The sequence below is a fragment of the Collinsella sp. BG-O-102 genome (genome assembly GCF_023656745.1).
Classification (GTDB): Bacteria; Actinomycetota; Coriobacteriia; order Coriobacteriales; family Coriobacteriaceae; genus Collinsella.
This window is the reverse complement of the sequence record NZ_JAMOKO010000002.1, coordinates 116563-137725: the sequence shown is the minus strand read 5'-3', so window position 1 is coordinate 137725 and position 21163 is coordinate 116563. Positions and strand designations below refer to the sequence as shown.

Here is a 21163-nt window from a genome sequence, read left to right as displayed (position 1 = left end):
AAAGGTGTTTGCCCATGCAGGCACAGAAGGCGGAGGGAACCCGCGACCTTATCGGCGCCGAGATGCGCGCCTGGCAAAAGATGCAGCAGATTGCGGCCGGCGTGTTCGAGCCGTTTGGTTTTAAACCCATCGAGACGCCCGCGATCGAGCAGGTTGACGTGTTTGTCCACGGTATCGGCCAGTCGACCGACGTCGTGCGCAAGGAAATGTTCCGCGTGTTCAGCGGTGCCAACCTGGAGCGCGTCTTTACCGAGGGCACCGACACCAAACTCAAGCCCAAGCAGCGCCTGGCACTTCGCCCCGAGGGCACGGCCGGCGTGGTGCGCGCCGTCGTCGAGAACAATCTGGTGCCCCAGGGCTCCACGCCGTTTAAGGCTTACTACGCCGAGGCCATGTTCCGCGGCGAGCGTCCCCAGAAGGGCCGCCTGCGCCAGTTCCACCAGGTGGGCATCGAGTGGCTCGGCGCTCCCGATCCGGCGGCAGACGCCGAGTGCATCATCATGCTCATGGAGTTCTACAAGCGCCTGGGCTTCGATCTTTCCAAGCTTCGTCTGCTCATCAACTCGATGGGTGACGCCCAGTGCCGTCCGGCTTACCGCGAGCAGGTCAAGCAGTTCATCCTCGATCACGCAGACGAGATGTGTGACGAGTGCCGCGAGCGCGCCGAGCTCAACCCGCTGCGTGCCTTCGACTGCAAGAACGACCACTGCCGCGAGATCATGGCCGAGGCTCCGCTGATGGGTGACAACCTGTGCGATGAGTGCCGCGAGCACTACGAGCAGGTCAAGCGCTATCTGGATGCCGCCGGTATCGAGTATGTCGAGGATCCCACCTTGGTGCGCGGCCTGGACTACTACACCCGTACTGTCTTTGAGGTCGAGGCCCCTGGCGCCGGCGTCGGCTCCATCGGCGGCGGCGGCCGCTACGATGGCCTGGTCGAGCTCGAGGGTGGCAAGCCCACGGCGGGCGTCGGCTTTGCTGTCGGTTTTGAGCGCGCCCTGCTGGCCCTGCAGGCCTTTGGCAGCGATTTGGGTGCCGATGAGGCCCCGTGCGTCTATGTCGCCAACGCCGGCAAGGAGCTGCGTCAGAACGTCTTTGCCATTACGCAGGAGCTTCGCGCCGCAGGTATCGTGACCGAGGCCGACTATCAGGGTCGTTCGCTCAAGGCCCAGTTTAAGCAAGCCGATAAGGTAGGCGCCAAGCTCATCTTGGTCCTGGGTGGCGACGAGCTTGCCGCCGGCAAGGTCAAAGTGCGCGACATGCAGAGCCATGACGAGGTGCTCGCCGATCTGGACAACGTCGTCGAGGCGGTTCGCGAGCGCCTGTAGCGCATCTTTTTGAGCTTCGGGCCTGCTAACGTGCCCTGCTCATGGAGAGCGATTGTTACGGGGGTGTTTCGCTTTTATGCGGAATGCCCCCGTTTACGTATGCCGCCCACCGAGAAATACGACCATTTAGGGCAAAAACCTTTGCAATGCAGAAAATACTTTTGTGTGGTAAAGCGCAATCAGTGTCGAAAGTATTTCTCAAGCGCCTATAATGAATACCGCATGTTACGTGCATAGAAGGAGGAATGGGAGGAAACGTGGCTGAGAACCTAAGCAACCAGTCTGTACCCGAAGCCGCGGCGCGCGTCGCTGCCGTGGTCAACCGCCTCGTTAACCGAATCGGCTCGAATGCCGAGTCCAGGGAGCGTCTCGCCGAGATCGAGATCCCCGAGGAGCTGCGCGACAATCTGGCGCTGTTCTTGCGCCTGGAGCGCCGTGTGCTTAGCGAGTATGATCCCGAGATCGCGGACCTGTTCGACAAGATTTTGACAGCCGAGATTGTGGTCAATGCCGGCAACCCCGGTACCTGCGCTGCCGACGAAGCCGTCGACGAGCAGGGCGTGCCCACCGCCGACGAGCCCACTGCCGTGGCATTTCGTGAGGTCGTCGATTTGATCGACAGCCTGCCGCTCGATAAGCAGCAGGTCATCGTTCGCGCCTTTACGAGCTTTTTCCATCTGGCAAACCTGTCGGAGGAGAACTACCGTGTGGCGCAGCTGCGCGAGCGCGAGGCCGGTGCGTCGACCGATACCGAGGTCGATCCTGCCAACGAGCTTACCGTTGCCTATCACCAGCTGGTGAATGAGCTGGGTGTCGAGGGTGCCAACGAGCTGCTCGACAAGCTCGAGTTCCACCCTGTCTTTACCGCACATCCCACCGAGGCCCGTCGTAAGGCCGTCGAGGGCAAGATCCGCCGTATCTCCAACCTGCTGGAGGAGCGTCCGCGTCTGGGCGGCTCCGACCTGGTGGAGAACGAGCGCCATATGCTGCAGGAGATCGACGCCCTGGTGCGTACGAGCCCCATCGCGCTCAAGAAGCCCACGCCGGTCGAGGAAGCCGATACCATCATCGACATCTTCGATAACACGCTGTTCGACGTTATCCCCGTTATCTATCGTCGTTTTGACGATTGGGTGCTGGGCGACAAGGCCGGTACTGTGCCGCCGCTGTGCCCGGCGTTCTTCCATCCCGGCAGCTGGATCGGTTCCGACCGCGACGGTAACCCCAACGTCACCGCCAAGGTGAGCCGTGAGGTCGCCGCCAAGTACTTTACGCACATGGTGCTCAAGCTCGAGGACAAGTGCCGCCACATCGGCCGCAACCTCACGCTCGAGGCTACCTACAGCAAGCCGTCGGCCGAGCTCATTAACCTGTGGAACCATCAGGTCGAGATGAGCCCTCGTTACACGGCCCGCGCCGAGCTGATCTCCGAGCACGAGCCGCATCGCGCCGTCATGCTCGTCATGGCCGACCGCCTGAACGCCACCGTCCGTCGTATCACCGACACCATGTACCACAGCGCCGATGAGTTCCTGGAGGACCTGCGCGTCGTCCAGCGCTCGCTGGCCGCCTGCGGTGCCGTCCGTGCTGCCTACGGCCCGGTCCAGACCATCATCTGGCAGGTCGAGTCCTTCGGCTTCCATATGGTCGAGATGGAGTTCCGTCAGCACTCCGTGGTGCATGCCCGCGCCCTTAAGGATATCCACGAGAACGGTATCCATGGCGACCTGCAGCCCATGACGCGCGAGGTCATCGATACCTTCCGCGCTATCGGCTCCATCCAAAAGCGCTACGGCAAGAAGATGGCGCACCGCTACATCATCTCGTTTACCAAGAGCGCTCAGCATGTGGCCGACGTCTTTGAGCTGGCGCACCTGTCCTTTGCACACGAGGAGGATGTCCCCGAGCTCGACGTGATCCCGTTGTTCGAGCAGCTCGAGGACCTCGAGGGCTGCGTCGACGTGCTCGATCAGATGCTTACGCTGCCCGTGGTGCAAAAGCGCCTTGCCCAGACCAACCGCCGCATGGAGGTCATGCTGGGCTATTCCGACTCTTCCAAGGATGCCGGTCCTACCACGGCCATGCTCGCGCTGCACTCCGCGCAGGAGCGCATCGCCAAGTGGGCAGAGAAGAACGATATCGACCTGGTGCTCATGCACGGTCGCGGCGGTGCCGTGGGCCGTGGCGGCGGCCCGGCCAACAAGGCCGTGCTGGCGCAGCCCAAGGGTTCGGTCAACTGCTTCTTTAAGCTTACCGAGCAGGGCGAGGTCATCTTTGCCCGTTACGGTAACCGCACGCTGGCTCAGCGCCATGTTGAGTCCGTTGCTGCCGCAACGCTTTTGCAGTCGGCCCCGAGTGTCGAGAAGACCAACACCGAGACCACGCAGAAGTTCTGGGATATGGCCGAGAAGCTCAACACCGCAAGCCACGAGCGCTATCTGGACCTGCTGAACACCGAGGACTTTACGCCATGGTTCTCGACCGTGACGCCGCTGACCGAGGTCGGTCTGCTGCCGATCGGCTCGCGTCCCGCCAAGCGCGGCTTGGGTGCCAAGTCGCTCGACGACCTGCGTACCATCCCGTGGATCTTCAGCTGGAGCCAGGCGCGCATTAACCTGGCCGCTTGGTACGGTCTGGGCACCGCCTGCGAGCAGCTTGGCGATCTTGACCAGCTCAAGGCTGCCTACCAGGAGTGGCCGTTCTTCCGCACCTTTATCGACAACATCGAGATGTCGATCGCCAAGACCGACCAGCGCATCGCCAAGATGTATCTGCACCTGGGCGATCGCCAGGATCTGTCCGAGAAGGTCTTCACCGAGATGCAGCTCACGCGTAAGTGGGTCCTTGCCATCGTCGGTGATGAGTGGCCGCTGCAGCGTCGCCGCGTGCTCGGTTGCGCCGTCCGCGTGCGCAACCCCTACGTCGACGCCCTGTCCATCGCCCAGGTCCGCGCCCTTCGCGAGGTGCGTATGAACCAGGACGAGATGGCCGAGGAGAAGAAGGCCGAGTACATGAGCCTGATTCTTTCGACTGTGACCGGCGTCTCGGCAGGATTGCAGAACACGGGGTAATCGATAGCCCTGTAGTCGTCCGGGCCCGCCATTAGTTTACTTTTAGGCACGTCCTCGGACATGCAAGAAGCCCTCGCTGCGCACTTCGTGCGGCGAGGGCTTCTTGCGTCCTGCGGAGTGTGCCTAAAAGTAAACTAATGGCGGGCCCTGCGATGTCCGGTCTTCGGCGGATTACTGGCTGGGGGAATAATGGCGCGCTTCGCGCGTTTGGAAAAGGCTTCGTGCTGCGGAATGCATTCAGAGGGAGACCCATCGGGCCCCTTTGTTCTCGGTCTTCGGGGATTGGGGCTGATGAGAATTAAGTGCGCTTCGCGCCTTACGACTGTAGCGGCTGCGGTCCCGTTTGGGATCGCGGCCGTTTTGTTGTGGGTCAAATATGAACGTTGTGTTAATGAGTCGGTGGACGGTGGTGTTTTTCGGTGAGCGGCGTATCCTTCCAACGGTTTATCTAGTGTGTCAGTTGAAAGGAAGAGGGCGCTCATCATTGTTTGAATGTGAACTGCCGTTTGACCACAAAACGTTGCATCTGGAGCTCGAGGATAAGAACTTCGCGGGTGTGATGGAAGGTCATCAAAACGAGTTTAAGACCACGAAATCGCAGGAAGAGCTGGTGGAGGAGTCGCTTGCCAACCCTTATGGCTCGCCTTCGCTCGAGGAGCTTTGTGCTGGCAAGAAGGATATCGTCATCATTAGCTCCGACCATACGCGCCCCGTTCCCTCGCGTGTGACGATGCCTATTCTGCTGCATCACATCCATTCCGCTGCGCCCGAGGCTCGCGTGCGTATTTTGGTTGCTACGGGTATGCATCGTCCGTCGACGCACGAGGAGCTCGTCAACAAGTACGGCGAGGAAATTGTTGCCAACGAGGAAATCGTTATGCACGTCGCGACTGACGACAGCATGATGAAAAAGATCGGCACCCTGCCTTCTGGTGGCGAGTGCATCATCAATAAGATTGCCGTCGATTGCGATCTGCTGCTTGCCGAGGGCTTTATTGAGCCGCACTTCTTTGCTGGTTTCTCCGGCAGCCGCAAGTCCGTCCTGCCTGGCATCGCCAGCTACAAGACCATCATGTACAACCACAACGGCCAGTTTGTGAACGATTCCCATTCGCGTGCCGGCAACCTGTGCCATAACCACGTGAGCGAGGACATGTTTGCCGCTGCCGAGATGGCTCACCTTGCCTTTGTGCTTAACGTGGTGCTCAACGGCAAGCACGAGGTCATTGGCTCCTTCGCCGGCGACATCCACAAGGCACACGAGGCTGGCTGCGAGTTCGTAAAGAGCCTTGCCGGCGTTGAGCCCGTCGAGTGCGAGATTGCCATCACCACCAACGGCGGCTACCCGCTCGACCAGAACATCTACCAGGCCGTGAAGGGCATGTGCTCTGCCGAGGCCACGCTTCCCGAGGGCGGTGTGATTATCGACGTTGCCGGTTGTGCCGACGGTCACGGTGGCGAGGGCTTCTATCACAACATCGCCGACAACGATCCGGCAGAGTTTGAGCGTGCCTGCATCGATCGTCCAAAGGACGAGACCCTGCCCGATCAGTGGACGAGCCAGATTTTCGCCCGCATCCTGGCACATCACCCTGTGATCATGGTTACCGACCTGTGCGATCACCAGATGATTAAGGATATGCACATGACGCCGGTCAACACCCTCGAGGAGGCGCTCAAGCTCGCCTTTGAGATGAAGGGTGCCGATGCCAAGGTGGCCGTCATTCCCGATGGCCTGGGCGTTGTCGTCGCTCAGCACTAGCGCGCGGCCTAAACGAATCGTTTATAACCGACAAGAAAGATAAGGTTTTATGCTTACCAAACTCCTCTGCGAATTCGGCGCAACGGCCCTCATGATCATCTTTGGCGTGGGCGTACACTGCGATACCGTGCTTAAGGGCACCAAGTATCAGGGCTCCGGCCACATGTTTGCCATCACCACTTGGTCTTTTGGCATCTCGGTCTGCCTGTTTGTCTTTGGTGGCGCCGTGTGCATGAACCCGGCCATGGTGCTTGCCCAGTGCATCGTCGGTCTGGTGCCGTGGGGCAACTGCATCCCCTTCATGCTTGCCGATATGCTCGGCGGCTTTGTGGGTGCCGTTATCGCTTGGTTTATGTATGCCGATGAGTTCAAGGCTTCCGAAGGCGTCGTCGATCCCATTGCTCAGCGCAACATCTTCTCGACCAACCCCACCACCGAGGGCACGAACTATGCCCGCAACTTCTTCTGCGAGGCTATCTGCACCTTCGTGTTCATCAGCGCCATCCTTGCTGCTGCTAGCCGTGCTGGTGAGAACGTTCTGTTGCTCGCCATCTGCGTCGGTCTGATTGTCTGGGCCGTTGGCATGGGCATGGGCGGCATCACCGGCTTCGCCATGAACCAGGCACGTGACCTTGGTCCTCGCATGGCCTATCAGGTGTTGCCGATTAAGAACAAGGCTGACAACAACTGGAAGTATGGCCTGCTTGTTCCTGGCATCGCTCCGTTTGTCGGTGCCGCTCTGGCTGCACTGTTTGTGCACGGCTTCTTGGGCATGTTCTAGTCCAAGACAATTGATATAACGCCCGGGTTCGGCATAGGTTAACTTTCCGCCGCGTCCTCGGACATGCAAGAAGCTCCCGCTGCGCACTTCGTGCGGCGGGAGCTTCTTGCGTCCTGCGGAGTGCGGCGGAAAGTTAACCTAGCCGAACCCTGCGGGAATCCAGCTGCGTTCGAACAAGCAACCAACATATATATCTGAATTTGGATGTGGTGGGCGCTTGTTGCTGGTGGGGGCGTTGAGGCGCGAGTGACACTTTGGGGTGCGCGGAGCCCTGCGTTGGGTCGATGATTTGGGATGAGCTTCTTACTTAGGTGAAGAGGGGCTTTATGGCTGAGAGGTAGTCTTTGGCTACGTCGGCTTTATCTGCTTGGAAATTGTGCCAGGCCCACCATTGGACCATTCCTACGAAGCTTGAGGCTATGTGGTGTAGTAGGAAACTGCGGTCCATGGTGCCGGCGGGGCCTGCGGGGCCGACGGGGACGGTTTCGGCTGCGCGCGACATGATGGTCTTGCGGAGACAGTCGGCGAAGACGCGTGAGCCGGCGCCGGCTACCAGTGCCCGTACACCCTGCCGACGATTCCAGAGGTTGTTGAGGATATGCTCGACCTGTACGAGTGGGTCATCGAGGGGCGTACCGTCATCGTCGAGGGCATGGGTGCAGATATCGCGCACGAGCTCAGCGAGCAGGTCATCTTTGCTCTTGAAGAGCCCGTAGAACGTGGCCCGACCTACGTGGGCACGAGTGATGATGTCGCCGACGGTGATCTTGCCGTAGTCTTTCTCGCACAGGAGCTCGGAGAACGCCGTAACGATGGCAGCGCGGCTTTTTGCCTTGCGGGCATCCATGGCTATGCGTCCGCGTGAACGAGCAGGCAGCGGAGCGTACCGGAGCAACCTTCGTAGGGGCGTTTGCCGGCGCCGTAGCCGACGGCTTCGATGCGGTAGCGTGAGGGCAGTTGGTCGGACGTGCGCAGCGCGGTGACGATGGCGGCGCCCGTCGGCGTCACGAGCTCGCCGGCGACCGGTGCAGGCGCGAGGGCGATATTGCCCGCCTGGCACAGGTTGACGACAGCGGGGACGGGAATGGGCATGAGGCCGTGGGCACAGTGGATGGTGCCGTGACCCTCGGAGAGCGACTCGACCACGATGTCCTCAATACCAAGGTCGTCGAGGCAGATGGCGACAGAGCAGACGTCGACAATGGAGTCGACGGCGCCCACCTCGTGAAACAGGACGGTGTCGGGCGTTTTGCCGTGAGCCTTTGCCTCGGCATCAGCGAGTACAGAAAAAATGGCGAGGGCACGACGCTTGGCACCATCGCTTAGCCGTGAGCCATCGATGATGGCGGTGACGTCTGCCAAAGAGCGGTGGTGATGGTGGTGGGCGTGATGATGGCCATCGTGGTCATGGCCGTGGGCCTCATGGTCATGCTCGTGGCAGTGCTCGTGTTCGTGCTCGCCATGATCATGATGGTGGTGCTCATGCTCATGTGTGTGCTCGGTGCCCGCTTCGTTGCCGTAGAGCCAGGCCATATCGTGATCGTGGTTTTCGAGCTCCGCTGCAAGCTGAACATCGAAGTCGCAGGCGTCGATGCCATGCTTGTTTACGCGCGTGACAGCGACCGCAAAGCCGTCGACCGGCAGCGTGGCAAGTTGCTCGCGCAGGTGCTCCTCGCTGGCGCCCAGGTCGAGCAGGGCCGCAACGGTCATGTCGCCGCTGATGCCCGAGGTGCCGTCGATGATAAGCGTGTGCTGATGGTTGGACATGAAATGCTCCTTAGCGGGCGCAGGACGTGCCGGCGCTCAGATGATTGATAAGACTTGCCTGGTAGGCGGCACCAAAGCCGTTGTCGATATTGACGACCGAGACGCCGCTGGCGCAGGAGTTGAGCATGGCGAGCAGTGCGGCCACGCCGCCAAAGTTCGCGCCGTAACCCACGCTGGTGGGAACGGCTATGACCGGACAGCTTACCAGGCCGCCGACAACGCTCGCCAGTGCGCCCTCCATGCCGGCAATGGCGATGACCACCTGTGCCTGGGCAAGTTCCTCGGCATGCGCGAGCAGACGGTGCAGGCCGGCGACACCCACGTCGTAGAGGCGGTCGACCTCGTTGCCATAGAACTCGGCCGTCAACGCGGCTTCTTCGGCGACGGGCAGGTCGCTCGTGCCGGCGCAGGCGACGACGATGCGTCCGTTGCCGGTAGGGAAGGGCTTGCCGCCCACGAGGGCGAGCTGTGCGTCCGGGACATATCCCAGGTCGATGCCGTTGCCAAGAAGCTCAGCGGTGCGCGCGGCTTTTTCGGCATCCAGGCGCGTGACCAGGATGCGCTCCTGGCCGGCATCGCGCAGTGCTTCGATAATGGCGGCAATCTGATCGGCGGTTTTACCGGCCCCGTAGACAACCTCGCCGGCTCCCTGGCGCACCCCGCGCGAAAGATCGAGCTGCGCAAAGCCCAAATCGGCGGTTGGAGCCGTCTGGATGCGCGTGAGGGCGTCGGCAGGGGTGACTGCTCCGCCGGCAACATCGCTCAGCAATTGCTCAAGATCTCGCTTATCCATATATGTTCCCTTCGACGGCGCAAAGTCTAGCACTCAAAGGGTATATTTCCGAACACTAAGACAAAATTGTTCGGAAACTATAGGACAGACTGATTCAATTGTTAGACGGATCGACTAGTCGCGCAGGATGATGTCCATGGCGAGCATCAGGTTGCGCTCGTCGATGGTAAACGGGGCGGCCTCGCGCGTCTTGGGCTTGGCGCAAAACGCGATGCCCGTCCCTGCGGCCTGGATCATGGGGATGTCGTTTGCCCCGTCGCCGATTGCCACGGTGTGTGCCATATCGACGCCGCACTCAACTGCCCAGTCCAGCAGCTGGATATGCTTGGACTCCTTGGTCACAATGTCGGCAGCCAACTTACCGGTGAGCTTGCCGTCCACGACCTCCAGACGATTGGCCAGGCAAAAATCGATGCCCGTGGCAGCCACGATCTTGTCGGCGACCTCGTGAAAGCCGCCGCTCACCACGCCGACCTTCCAGCCCTTGCTGTGCGCTGAGCGCACAAGCTCCAACGCGCCGGGGGTAAATGTCACGCGCTCAAAGGTGCGCTCGAACACGCTCTCGTCCAGGCCGGCGAGCAGCCCCACGCGCTCCTCGAGCGCCTGCTTAAAGTCAAGCTCGCCGCGCATGGCGCGTTCGGTGATCTGTGCCACCTGCTCGCCCACGCCGGCCTCTTCGCCCAACAGGTCGATGACCTCCTGGTTGATGAGCGTGGAGTCGATATCCATAACGATGAGGCGTGCAGTCATGGTGGGCCTTTCCGAGTGCTGTTTTATTGGGGCATATTGTCGCACGTGACGAGCGCGGGCGGGTGTCGCGGCGCGTCAATTGTTTCGTCTCCGTCAAGTCTTTGGGCAGGAGCCACTTTTTCGCGGCACATCGACGCGAGTGCGATAAGATAGAACGCCATGTCTGGCTGCGCGGTTTACGCAGGCTGGGCAAATCTGTACGACGCCGCCCGGAACGACACGGGGCGGCACAGATCCATAAAGGAGGATCACTGGTATGAGCCAGACCCGTCCCATCGATGAGCATTCCATGCACACCCGTACCTGCGGCGAGCTTCGCCGCGAGAACGTGGGCGAAGAGGTCACCCTCACCGGTTGGGTGAGCCGTCGCCGCGACCACGGCGGCCTAATCTTTTGCGACCTTCGCGACCGCGAGGGCATCACGCAGCTCACTTTCGACCCCGAGCACTCCGACGGCGATGCCTTTAAGATCGCCGAGACCATGCGTCCCGAGTGGCCCATCAAGATCCACGGCGTCGTGCGCGCTCGTGGCGAGGAGACCACCAACACCAAGCTCGCGACCGGCGAGATCGAGGTCCTGACCGACCACGCCGAGGTACTCAACACGTCGGTCACCCCGCCGTTCCAGATTGAGGACGGTATCGAGACCAGCGAGGACACCCGTCTGCGTTATCGCTATCTGGACCTCCGTCGTCCCGAGATGATGGCCAACCTCAAGCTGCGCTCCGACTTTACCTTTGCCATTCGCGAGGCGCTGCACAACCGTGAGTTCATGGAGGTCGAGACGCCCTCCCTGTTCAAGTCTACGCCCGAGGGTGCCCGCGACTTTATCGTCCCCAGCCGCATCCAGCCGGGCAACTTCTACGCCCTGCCGCAGTCCCCGCAGCTCCTGAAGCAGCTGCTCATGGTCGGTGGCGTCGAGCGCTACTACCAGGTTGCCAAGTGCTTCCGCGACGAGGATCTGCGTGCCGACCGTCAGCCCGAGTTCACCCAGGTCGATATCGAGATGTCCTTCGTGGACCAGAACGACGTCATGAGCGCGCTCGAGGAGGTCCTGGCCGACGCTTTCGGCCGCATGGGTGTCGAGATGCCCACGCCGCTGCGCCGCATGGATTACTGGGAGGCCATGGACACCTATGGCTCCGACAAGCCCGATACCCGCTATGGCATGCACCTGGTCGACCTGACCGACATCTTTGCCAACTCCAAGTTCAAGGTCTTTGCGACCGCCGCAAACGAGGAGGGTTCTGTCGTCAAGGCCATCAACGCCAAGGGCGCCGGTGCCTGGGCCCGTGCCAAGATCGATAAGCTCGCCGGCGTGGCCTCCACGTTTGGCGCCAAGGGCCTGGCATGGATCGCTTTTCGCGAGGACGGCTCCATCAACAGCCCCATCGTCAAGTTCTTCTCGGACGAGGAGATGGCGGCCCTGCGCGAGCGCATGGACGTTGAGCCCGGCGACCTTGTGATGTTCGCCGCCGGCCCGCGCCTGCTCTCCGACGAGATCCTGGGCGGCATGCGTTCCCACATGGCCAATGCGCTCGAGATCAAGCGCGAGGGCCACGACTTCCTGTGGGTCGTCAACTTCCCGCTGTTCCACTGGGACGAGGACCGCAAGGCCTACGCTGCCGAGCACCAGCCCTTCACCCTGCCGACCGAGACCGACATCGCCAAGATCGAGGCCAATCCGTTGGCAGCCGGTTCTTGCACCTACGACTTTGTCATGGACGGCTTTGAGGCCGGTGGCGGCGGTATGCGTATCCACAACGCCGAGATGCAGATGTCCATGCTCAAGCTCCTGGGCTTTACCGAAGAGCGCGCCGAGTCGCAGTTTGGCTTCCTCATGGAGGCGCTCAAGTTTGGTGCGCCCCCGATGGGCGGCTTCGCCCTGGGCCTGGACCGTGTGTGCATGCTGCTCACCGGCTCCGACTCCATCCGCGACGTCATGGCGTTCCCCAAGACGGCCAGCGGCTCCGACCTCATGTCGGGCGCCCCGAGTGCCGTTTCCGGCGCCCAGCTCAAGGACGTCAGCCTGCGCCTGATGTAGGCGAGCGACTACATAGTGCCCGTAACGAGGGAAGGACACGTGCCTTTCCTCGTTTTTTATACGCCGAGATTGTGGGGGCATGGGATGACTGGGCGTCGCGGAAACTGCGTCCCAGAATTTGCACCCAGAGCGGGATGGGCTTTCCGCTAGGGCCGCTCAGCGGAAACTGCGACCCGGAATTTGCGTCCAGAGTGGGCTGCGGTTTCCCAAACAGGGCCCTTTGGGAAACTGCGACCCAGACTCCAGCCAAATAACGGGACGCACTTTCCAGTCGAGCTTCTGGCGGGTCTCGACAAGCATCTAACGCTACAATAACTACCACGTGGCTGGGTTTGCCGGCCGAATGTGCGACGTCGTGGGAGGGGACATGGTCGAGTTTACAAAGACGATTAAAGATCCGTTGGGATTGCATGCCCGCCCGGTTGCGCTGCTCTATGACATTATTGCCAAGCATCGTAGCAACGTATCGGTCAGCATCGGCGATCGCCATACCGACGGCCGCGATGTGATGGGGCTCATGGCTCTCTACGGCGAATGTGGCGAAGACATCGTGTTCCGCGTTTCGGGCGTGGATGAGGCCTCCTGCGTCACGTCGATCAGAAACCTCTCGCTTTAACCGCAATAATGTGGCAAAGGGGCAGCCCCCTCTGTTGCATAAATTGGTATGACAAGGCACCGCAAAGAGACAGTCTTTGCGGTGCCTTCTTTGTTTCATATAGGAAACTTTTCCGAAAACTGAATGGGGACCCTTTCCAAAAAGTTAACCACGTGCTAGTTTACTGTAGCGAACATAGACGTGGTTAACTTTTGCTGCGTCGATGTTGAGGACGAACTGACGTTAGGAGCACACTCATGTCTTGCGGACCGCAGATGCCGGCCATGCCGCTTTCGATGGTGAAAGCGGGCGAAACCGTGCGCGTGTCTCGTGTAAAGGGCAATGAGGACATGAAGCACCACCTCAAGGACCTCGGCTTTGTCGAGGGCAGTGAGGTTCACGTGGTGAGTTCGAGTGGCGCCAATATCATCGTCACGGTGCTGGGCGCACGCTTTGGTATCGATTCCAAGGTTGCCATGCACATCATGACCGTCAGTTAGTCCGCAGCATTTAAAAAACCGAAAGGGGGACAAGTAAATGAAGACGTTGGGTGACGTTAAGGTGGGCGAGAGCTCCACCATCGTCAAGCTTCACGGTGAGGGTGCGCTTCGCCGCCACCTTATGGACCTGGGGCTCATCAAGGGCACTTCGTTCAAGGTCGTAAAGGTTGCACCGCTCGGAGATCCGGTCGAGATCAACGTGCGTGGCTACGAGCTCTCCATCCGCAAGGAGGAGGCTGCCGTCGTCGAGGTCCAGTAAGGGCCGGCGGCACATATTTCTGCAGATAAAGTTAGGTTTTTCTAACTTAAACTTGCAACGTTGAAGCACATTATCCAGCCCGCGCGGAGAAAGCAGCGCAGGCACACAAGGAAGAAGGATTGAATGGCGGATTCTCAGATCCATGTCGCGCTGGCGGGTAACCCCAACTGCGGCAAGACCACGCTTTTCAACCTGATCACCGGCGCCAACGGCTACGTTGGCAACTGGCCCGGTGTCACGGTTGAGAAAAAGGAAGCCAAGCTCCTGAGCGACAAGAACGTTACCATCACGGACCTCCCCGGCATCTACTCGCTTTCCCCCTATAGCCCCGAGGAGCAGTGCTCGCGCGATTACCTCATGAGCGGCGAGCCCGATGTCGTCGTCCAGGTGGTCGACGCCACCAACCTCGAGCGCAACCTGTACCTAGCGCTTCAGGTTATCGAGACCGGCCTGCCCGTGGTCGTCGCCCTTAACATGGCCGACTTGGTCGAGAAGAACGGCGACAAGATCGACACGGACAAGCTCTCCAAGAAGCTCGGCTGCCCGGTCATGATGATCTCGGCCCTTAAGAACAAGGGCATCAACGAGCTGTTCGAGCAGGTCAAGAAGTCCGCTGCTTCCAAGGGCCAGGTGCCGGAGCACAAGTTCGATTCCTCCATCGAGGACGTTCTGGACCACATCGAGAACAACCTGCCGGCGAGCGTTCCCGCCAACAAGCGTCGCTACTACGCTGTCAAGCTGTTTGAGCGCGACGCGGACGCCTGCAAGCTCATCAACCTCACCAAGGAGAAGGCCGCTCGCGTCGAGCAGCTGGTCGCCCAGTGCGAGCAGGATTGCGACGACGACGCCGAGTCCATCATCACCGGCGAGCGCTATGGCGTGATTGCCCACATTATCGACGAGTGCATGACCAAGGCTCCTGCCAAGATGAGCACCTCCGAGAAGATCGACCGCGTGGTTACCAACCGTATCCTGGGCCTGCCGATCTTTGTGGTCATCATGTTCTGCGTGTACTACATCGCCGTTTCCACCCTGGGCGGCACGGTGACCGACTTCACCAACGACCAGCTCTTCGGCACCGACGGCTGGTACGTGCTCGGTCAGGGTCGTGACGCCTATGACGCAGCTGTTGAGGCTGCGGGCGACAACGCCGACTCGGTCGACCCAGCACAGTACGGCCCCTATGTCCCCGGCATCACCACCGTGGTGCACGACGCCCTTGTGGCGGGTGGTACCGAGGACGGCGGCCTGGTCGATTCGCTGGTCTGTGACGGTATCGTCGGCGGCCTGGGCGCCATCTTCGGTTTCGTCCCGCAGATGTTCCTGCTCTTTGTGATGCTGTCTTTCCTGGAGGACTGCGGCTATATGGCCCGCGTCGCCTTCATCATGGACCGCGTGTTCCGCCGCTTTGGCCTGTCCGGTAAGTCCTTTATCCCCATGCTCGTGTCCTCGGGCTGCGGCGTCCCCGGCGTCATGGCCACCAAGACCATCGAGAACGAGAAGGACCGCCGCATGACGGTCATGACCACCACGTTCATTCCCTGTGGCGCTAAGCTGCCGATCATCGCCCTGCTCATGGGCTCCATCATCGGCGATTCTTCCACCACCGCTGCGTGGATCAGCCCGCTGTTCTACTTCTTGGGCGTCTTTGCCGTCATCGCCTCGGGCCTCATGCTCAAGAAGACCAAGCTCTTCGCCGGTCGCCCGACGCCGTTCGTTATGGAGCTTCCCGCCTATCACTTCCCGGCAATCCGCTCTTGGGCGCTGCATGTATGGGAGCGCTGCTGGGCCTTTATCAAGAAGGCCGGCACGGTCATCTTCGCCTCTACCGTCGTGGTTTGGTTCCTCTCCAACTTTGGTAGCTACAACGGTTCCTTTGGCTTCCTGCCTGCTATGGACGGCATCCCCGAGGAGTTTATGGACTACTCCGTGCTCGCCATGCTGGGCAACCTGGTCGCTTGGATCTTCGCCCCGCTCGGCTTTAGCACCTGGCAGGCCACCGCGCTGACTGTCTCTGGACTTGTCGCCAAGGAGAACGTCGTCGCCACCGCCGGCTCGCTGCTGTCCGTTGCCGACGCCGCCGAGACCGACCCGAGCCTGTGGACCGCGTTCGCCGGCATGTTCCCGACCATGGGCGCTTGCGTTGCCTTTGGTGCATTCAACCTGCTGTGCGCTCCGTGCTTTGCCGCCATGGGCACCATTCGCAACCAGATGGATTCCGGCAAGTGGACTGCGATTGCCATCGGCTACGAGTGCGCCTTCGCTTGGGTAATCGGCCTGTTCATCAACCAGTTCTACAACCTGCTTGTCCTTGGACAGTTTGGTATCTGGACGATTGTGGCCATCATGCTGCTGGTTGCGATGCTCTTCCAGATCTTCCGTCCCATGCCCAAGCATGCATGGACCGACGAGGACGAGACCAACGCTGCCTCCGCCGCAGTTTCCGCTTAAGTCCGAATAAGGATTAACCCCTTTCCACGAGCCCGGGTGTCCCAGCGACACTCGGGCTTTTTGACGCAATGGGGGGACAGATTGCTTTGCTCCAGAAGTAAGATGTGGCGTTTCCGCAGATAAAACCGACCAAAATAAACCTGTCCCTATTTGGTAGGTGGAGAATGGGGTAAAGTAAGTGATGGTTAACTAGAGGAGGCTTGCTATGGCACCTATCGATATTGTTGTACTGGCTGTTATCGGTATTGCGTTTGTCGCCGTGTGCGTGCGCATCTACCGCAAGGGCACCTGCGCCGACTGCGCTCAGGGTGGCGTTTGCACGGGGCATTGCTCCAACAAAAAGACGTGCGCCGCACTTAAGGGCGTGGACAAAATCGCCGAAGACTTGGGCCGCGGAATCAAGTAAGGCCCAGACATCTAAGCGCCTCGCGAGCATCCGTTCGCGGGGCGCTTTGTGCATTTGAGGGAGAGCACGGCGAGTCGAAGAGTATTTTTGGGGTATCGTTAACTGGACTATTAATTGGCAACTTATCTATAACGGAGTAACCGCATGAGCGCTCGCGTAACCATGAAGGACATAGCCGCCGAGCTTGGCGTTTCCATCAATACCGTGCACAAGGCTCTGACGGGAAAGGCCGGCGTGAGCGAATCCGTGCGCGCCAAGGTGAACGCTAAGGCCGAGGCCATGGGCTATCACCGCAACACAAGTGCCTCAAGCCTGCGCCGCAAGGATATCAATCTGGTGTTTTGCCTGCCCCGCGCATCGCGCGAGGGAGCGTACTTTTTCCGTTACCTGTGGGAAGGCTGCAATCGCTTTGAACAGGAGGTCATCGACCGGGGCATTACGGTTGAGCGCGTTGAATTTGGCGTGGGCGGCTACGCTGATGCACTCGAGCAAATCGACGAGCGTCTGCAGGTGGGCGAGAAGATTGATGGCTTGCTCGCCTATGCGCCGGGCGACGATCGTGCGACTGAGCTTTTGGGGCAGATCGCCGAGGCGGGCGTGACGATTGAGCTTGTCGACGGCGACCGTCCGCATTTGAATCGTTTGGGTGCGAGCTTGGCCGATTATTCGACGGCAGGCAGCCTTATGGCCGAGCAGGCGGCAAACCTGGTCCATGCTTCTGGGGCCGACGCCCGCGTGCTCCTTTTGACAGGCGACCCATATACCGATTCGCACTATCTAACCGCCCGCGCCTTCCACAATTACCTGCGCGAACGTGATATTCCATGGCAGGTTGAGGATCTTGCAGGTGCCCATGCGCAAGTCAAACAACTCGAGCATGAGCTCGAAAAGCGCTTGAGTGCGCCGGACGCCCCCGAACTTATCTGTAGCGTTTTTGCCGTTGGTTCCGAAGTGGTTGCCGACGCGCTCGTCTCGACCGGCAAGGCCGGTCGGGTCATGGTGATCGGCAACGACCTGTTTCCCGAAAGTGCTCTGGCCTTGCGCCGCGGTATCTTTACCAATATTGTCTATAAGGACCCGACGAGCCTGGCGTATCGCGGCGCTAAGACGCTGGGCGATTATCTGCTGTGGGGAAGGACCCCGACGGTGCCCGTCCAGAAGGGTGCCGTCGAGATGGTATTTGCCAGCAATGTCGACCGCTACTGCGAACTTGCGGGTATTTAGCCGATTGAGCAGGTACCCCCTCTTGCGACGTGCATTTTTGGGAGTATTCAGCATTGGCATGCCCTGAATGAGGTGCAGAACGACTGTTTTAAGTGCCCCCGATGGTCGCGCGCGCAGACGTGGTGTAAGAGTGTCCTGAGGTCCGTCGCTGCAAGTCCCGATGTTACTCCTTCTTGAGGCCGCGCTTCTCGACTATCTCGTCCACTATCTCCCTGGCGCGCCGCCCGAGCGCGCGGCGCCTCCCCTCTGTCGGGGCCGGCCTGTCCGCGGGCTCGGCGAAGCCCTCGGCGGCCGAGGCCTCGGAGAACACGCGCTGCTGGGACCACTGCCCCTCGGTCTCCATGAGGCTCGCGCACGTCAGGCGCAGCATCGACTCCCTCGAGGGGAAGGACTGCACGACCCTGTAGCGGCGCTTGATCTCGCGGTTGGCGCGCTCCTGGACGTTGTTGGTGCGGAGCTTGGCCCAGTGCGCCCTGGGGAAGGCCGTGAACGCCAGCGCGGAGTCCTCGGCCTGCTCGAAGACCTCGCCGGCCCTGGCGGACACCGACGCCACCCAGGGCGCCGCCTCGGCCCACACGCAGCGCGCGAGGTCGGGGTCGTCCTGGTAGACCGCGGCGTGCACGAGGTCCCTGACGGCCGCCTTGGAGTCCTCGGGCCTGCCCGAGCAGGCGCTCTGGAGGTTGCGCTGCAGGTGCGTCACGCAGCGCTGCCAGGCGCAGCCCTGGAACAGGCGCGAGACGGCGGCCACGAGCCCGGCGTGGCTGTCGGAGACCACGAGGCGGACGCCGGCCAGCCCGCGCTCGCGCAGCCCGCCGAGGAATGCCGCCCAGGAGTCCTCGCTCTCGGTGTCGACCACGTCGCAGCCCAGGAAGTGCTTGCGCCCGTCGGCGCCCAGCCCGATCGCGGTCACGACGCCCTGCGAGACGACCGACGAGCCGACCCTGCAGCTCATGTAGGTGGCGTCGAGCCACAGGTAGCAGCACGGCGTGCCCGACAGGTCGCGGCGGCGGAACTCCGCCACCTCGGCGTCGAGGTCGGAGCAGAGGCTCGAGACCTCCGAGCTCGACAGCGAGGATATGCCCAGCTTGGACGCCACGCGCTCGACCTTGCGGGTGGACACGCCGCACACGTACATCTCCTGCACGATGGCGGCCACCGAGGTGTCGACGCGCGACCATCGCGCGAGCATGCCCTCGGGGTAGTAGGTGCCGTGCCTGAGCTTGGGTATCTCGAGCTCCACGTCGCCCACGGCGGTCTTGAGCGACCTGGGGCGGTAGCCGTTGCGGCTGTTCTCCCTGCCGTCGCTGCGCTCGTTGCGGCTCGCGCCGCACATCTGCTGGGCCTCGGAGTCCATCAGCGCGTTCATCACGCCGCCCAGCACCCTGCACGCGAACTCGCGCGCGTCGCCGCACTCCTGCCAAAGCCTCGCCGCCTCGAGGGCCTCGTCGCGGCCGAGGCGCAGTACACTCTCTTCTTGGGGCATCGCCTTTCCTTCCATTCGTCACCTTCATTACTCCAACGACGAATTCTAGGCGGTGTCCCCTCCCTTTCAAGAAAGGGAAGAGGCGGGGCATGCCCCGCCTCTTACACCACATCTCTGCGCGCTACCCCCCCCCGATGGCGTAATTTGCCATCGGGGGCACTTTTTATGCCGATCGGGCGCTATCTGCGTTCCAAATAGGACGCTGAGGATGGCGCACGGCGCGCTCCAATGCTGAATACTCCCAAAAATGTACGTCGGGACATGACCCACCTGAGCAAAAGCGCTCAAGTTCGGTGTTCGGGGACGCCAACCGGTCCGCAATGCATGCAAGTCACAGCTCCGGCAACCGTTGAACGGGCAAAACCTACCGTTCACCCCATGGTTGTTAGGTGAACGTTCACCTTTTGAGTCGTAATGGATTAGTATGGTGAACGTTCACCTAAAGGATAACGAGCGCGCCGTGCGCCCGCGTTGCCAGCAAAGGGGCTGTTTGATGAAAAACTTTATGGACGATCAGGATTTCCTGCTGAGCACCAAGACCGGTGAGGAGCTGTTCCACAACTTTGCCGAGGGCATGCCCATCGTCGACTATCACTGCCACATTTCTCCCAAGGAGATTTGGGAGGACAAGCGTTTCGAGAACATCACCGAGGTTTGGCTGGGCGGCGACCACTACAAGTGGCGCCTGATGCGCGCCAACGGCGTCGACGAGCGTTTTATCACTGGCGACGCCCCTGCTCGCGAGAAGTTCCAAAAGTGGGCCGAGACCCTGGGTCGCTGCGTTGGCAACCCCGTCTTTGAGTGGAGCCACCTGGAGCTTAAGCGCTACTTTGGCTACGAGGGCGTCCTCAATGGCAAGACTGCCCAGGAGGTCTGGGACCTTGCCAACGCCAAGCTCGCTGAGGCTAGCTTTACCTGCCGCAACCTGATCAAGCAGTCCAACGTCCGCATGATCTGCACTACCGACGACCCCGCCGACAGCTTTGAGTGGCACAAGAAGATTGCCGCCGACGACAGCTTTGACGTTCAGATCGTTCCCGCCATGCGCCCCGATGCCGCTTTGCGCATCGAGCGCGGCCAGGAGTTTGCCGACTACTGCAAGCACCTTTCCGAGGTTGCCGGCGTTGAGGTCAGCGACTTTGAGGGCATGAAGGCTGCCATTTCCAAGCGCTACGACGTTGCTCACGAGCTGGGCTGCCGCGCCTCCGACCACGCACTCGACTACGTTATGTACGTCCCGGCTACCGCCGACGAGATCGAGGCTATCTTTGCCAAGGGTCTGGCTGCCGAGCCGCTTACCGAGGAAGAGGTCCTCAAGTACAAGACTGCCTTTATGCAGTTCGTTGCCGGCGAGTATGTCCGTCTGGGCTGGGCCATGCAGCTGCACTTTGGCTGCAAGCGCGACAACAACCGCGCCATGTTCGCCAAACTCGGTCCCGACACCGGCTACGACTGCATCTCCAACTACACGCCGTCCGACCAGCTCGCCGATTTCCTCAACTCCATCCAGGAGACCTGCGGCCTGCCCAAGACCATCCTGTACAGCCTGAACCCCATCGATAACACCATGATCGATACCGTCATGGGCTGCTTCCAGGAGGCTCCGACTGCCGGTAAGATCCAGAACGGCTCCGCCTGGTGGTTCAACGACAACGAGGTCGGCATGCGCGAGCAGCTTACGGCTCTGGCTAACGAGGGCGTGTTGGGCAACTTTGTGGGCATGCTTACCGATTCCCGCTCCTTCCTGTCCTATCCGCGCCACGAGTACTTCCGTCGCGTGCTGTGCAGCGTGATCGGCGAGTGGGTCGAGCAGGGCAAGTACCCGGCCGACATGGAGCTGCTGGGCGAGGTTGTGCGCGACATCAGCTACAACAATGCGGTCCGCTACTTTGGCTTTGACCTGGACACCGTCGAGGCCTAAGCCCGCATCGAATCACATCGAACACGGG

The 21163-nt window shown here is 60.9% G+C and carries 17 protein-coding genes; 12 read left to right on the top strand and 5 right to left on the bottom strand.

The window, feature by feature from the left end:
- Nucleotides 1–14: 14 nt before the first annotated feature.
- From hisS to larD, 4 genes are all read left to right on the top strand, one after another.
- Nucleotides 15–1328, top strand: coding sequence for a histidine--tRNA ligase (hisS, locus tag NBH09_RS01730; RefSeq protein WP_117640032.1), 1314 nt, complete (start codon nt 15–17; stop codon nt 1326–1328).
- A gap of 257 nt (nt 1329–1585) precedes the next feature.
- A complete protein-coding gene (locus NBH09_RS01725; RefSeq protein ID WP_411161048.1) occupies nt 1586–4399 on the top strand; it encodes a phosphoenolpyruvate carboxylase in 2814 nt (937 codons plus the stop codon).
- 484 nt (nt 4400–4883) lie between these two features.
- Nucleotides 4884–6161 (top strand): nickel-dependent lactate racemase, encoded by a 1278-nt coding sequence (gene larA, locus NBH09_RS01720; RefSeq protein WP_195234153.1) that lies wholly within the window; start codon nt 4884–4886, stop codon nt 6159–6161.
- 49 nt (nt 6162–6210) lie between these two features.
- The gene (gene larD / locus NBH09_RS01715; protein ID WP_117840713.1) at nt 6211–6942 is read left to right on the top strand and encodes a D/L-lactic acid transporter LarD; all 732 of its coding nucleotides are present in this window, start codon (nt 6211–6213) and stop codon (nt 6940–6942) included.
- A 307-nt stretch (nt 6943–7249) separates the two neighbouring features.
- On the opposite strand, the gene NBH09_RS01710 is transcribed toward larD, so the two are convergent.
- From NBH09_RS01710 to serB, 4 genes are all read right to left on the bottom strand, one after another.
- On the bottom strand, nt 7250–7789 hold the full coding sequence (locus NBH09_RS01710; RefSeq protein ID WP_117840715.1) for a TetR/AcrR family transcriptional regulator: 540 nt from the start codon (nt 7787–7789) through the stop codon (nt 7250–7252).
- Between the two features lie 2 nt (nt 7790–7791).
- A complete protein-coding gene (larC, locus tag NBH09_RS01705) occupies nt 7792–8709 on the bottom strand; it encodes a nickel pincer cofactor biosynthesis protein LarC (RefSeq protein WP_250786881.1) in 918 nt (305 codons plus the stop codon).
- 10 nt (nt 8710–8719) lie between these two features.
- Entirely contained in the window at nt 8720–9502 is a 783-nt protein-coding gene (larB, locus tag NBH09_RS01700; RefSeq protein ID WP_250786880.1) for a nickel pincer cofactor biosynthesis protein LarB, read from the bottom strand.
- A 114-nt stretch (nt 9503–9616) separates the two neighbouring features.
- A complete protein-coding gene (gene serB, locus NBH09_RS01695; protein WP_118335448.1) occupies nt 9617–10252 on the bottom strand; it encodes a phosphoserine phosphatase SerB in 636 nt (211 codons plus the stop codon).
- A gap of 256 nt (nt 10253–10508) precedes the next feature.
- Here serB and aspS point away from each other — a divergent pair, with 256 nt between their 5' ends.
- The 7 genes from aspS (at nt 10509) to NBH09_RS01660 (ending at nt 17731) form a co-directional block, all read left to right on the top strand.
- The gene (gene aspS / locus NBH09_RS01690) at nt 10509–12296 is read left to right on the top strand and encodes an aspartate--tRNA ligase (protein WP_250786879.1); all 1788 of its coding nucleotides are present in this window, start codon (nt 10509–10511) and stop codon (nt 12294–12296) included.
- 367 nt (nt 12297–12663) lie between these two features.
- Nucleotides 12664–12912, top strand: coding sequence for an HPr family phosphocarrier protein (locus tag NBH09_RS01685; protein ID WP_158564421.1), 249 nt, complete (start codon nt 12664–12666; stop codon nt 12910–12912).
- A gap of 236 nt (nt 12913–13148) precedes the next feature.
- Nucleotides 13149–13391, top strand: a complete 243-nt coding sequence (locus NBH09_RS01680; protein ID WP_250786878.1) for a FeoA family protein — start codon at nt 13149–13151, stop codon at nt 13389–13391.
- A 37-nt stretch (nt 13392–13428) separates the two neighbouring features.
- Nucleotides 13429–13650 (top strand): FeoA family protein, encoded by a 222-nt coding sequence (locus NBH09_RS01675; protein ID WP_006234774.1) that lies wholly within the window; start codon nt 13429–13431, stop codon nt 13648–13650.
- Between the two features lie 123 nt (nt 13651–13773).
- A complete protein-coding gene (gene feoB, locus NBH09_RS01670) occupies nt 13774–16101 on the top strand; it encodes a ferrous iron transporter B (protein WP_250786877.1) in 2328 nt (775 codons plus the stop codon).
- Between the two features lie 205 nt (nt 16102–16306).
- Complete coding sequence (locus tag NBH09_RS01665; RefSeq protein WP_035136858.1) at nt 16307–16507, top strand: hypothetical protein; 201 nt, start codon at nt 16307–16309, stop codon at nt 16505–16507.
- Between the two features lie 144 nt (nt 16508–16651).
- Nucleotides 16652–17731, top strand: a complete 1080-nt coding sequence (locus tag NBH09_RS01660) for a substrate-binding domain-containing protein (RefSeq protein ID WP_006234771.1) — start codon at nt 16652–16654, stop codon at nt 17729–17731.
- A gap of 163 nt (nt 17732–17894) precedes the next feature.
- Here NBH09_RS01660 and NBH09_RS01655 read toward each other — a convergent pair whose 3' ends face one another.
- Nucleotides 17895–19214 (bottom strand): IS256 family transposase, encoded by a 1320-nt coding sequence (locus NBH09_RS01655; protein ID WP_250786876.1) that lies wholly within the window; start codon nt 19212–19214, stop codon nt 17895–17897.
- A 493-nt stretch (nt 19215–19707) separates the two neighbouring features.
- Here NBH09_RS01655 and uxaC point away from each other — a divergent pair, with 493 nt between their 5' ends.
- A complete protein-coding gene (gene uxaC / locus NBH09_RS01650) occupies nt 19708–21135 on the top strand; it encodes a glucuronate isomerase (protein ID WP_250786875.1) in 1428 nt (475 codons plus the stop codon).
- Nucleotides 21136–21163 lie beyond the last annotated feature (28 nt).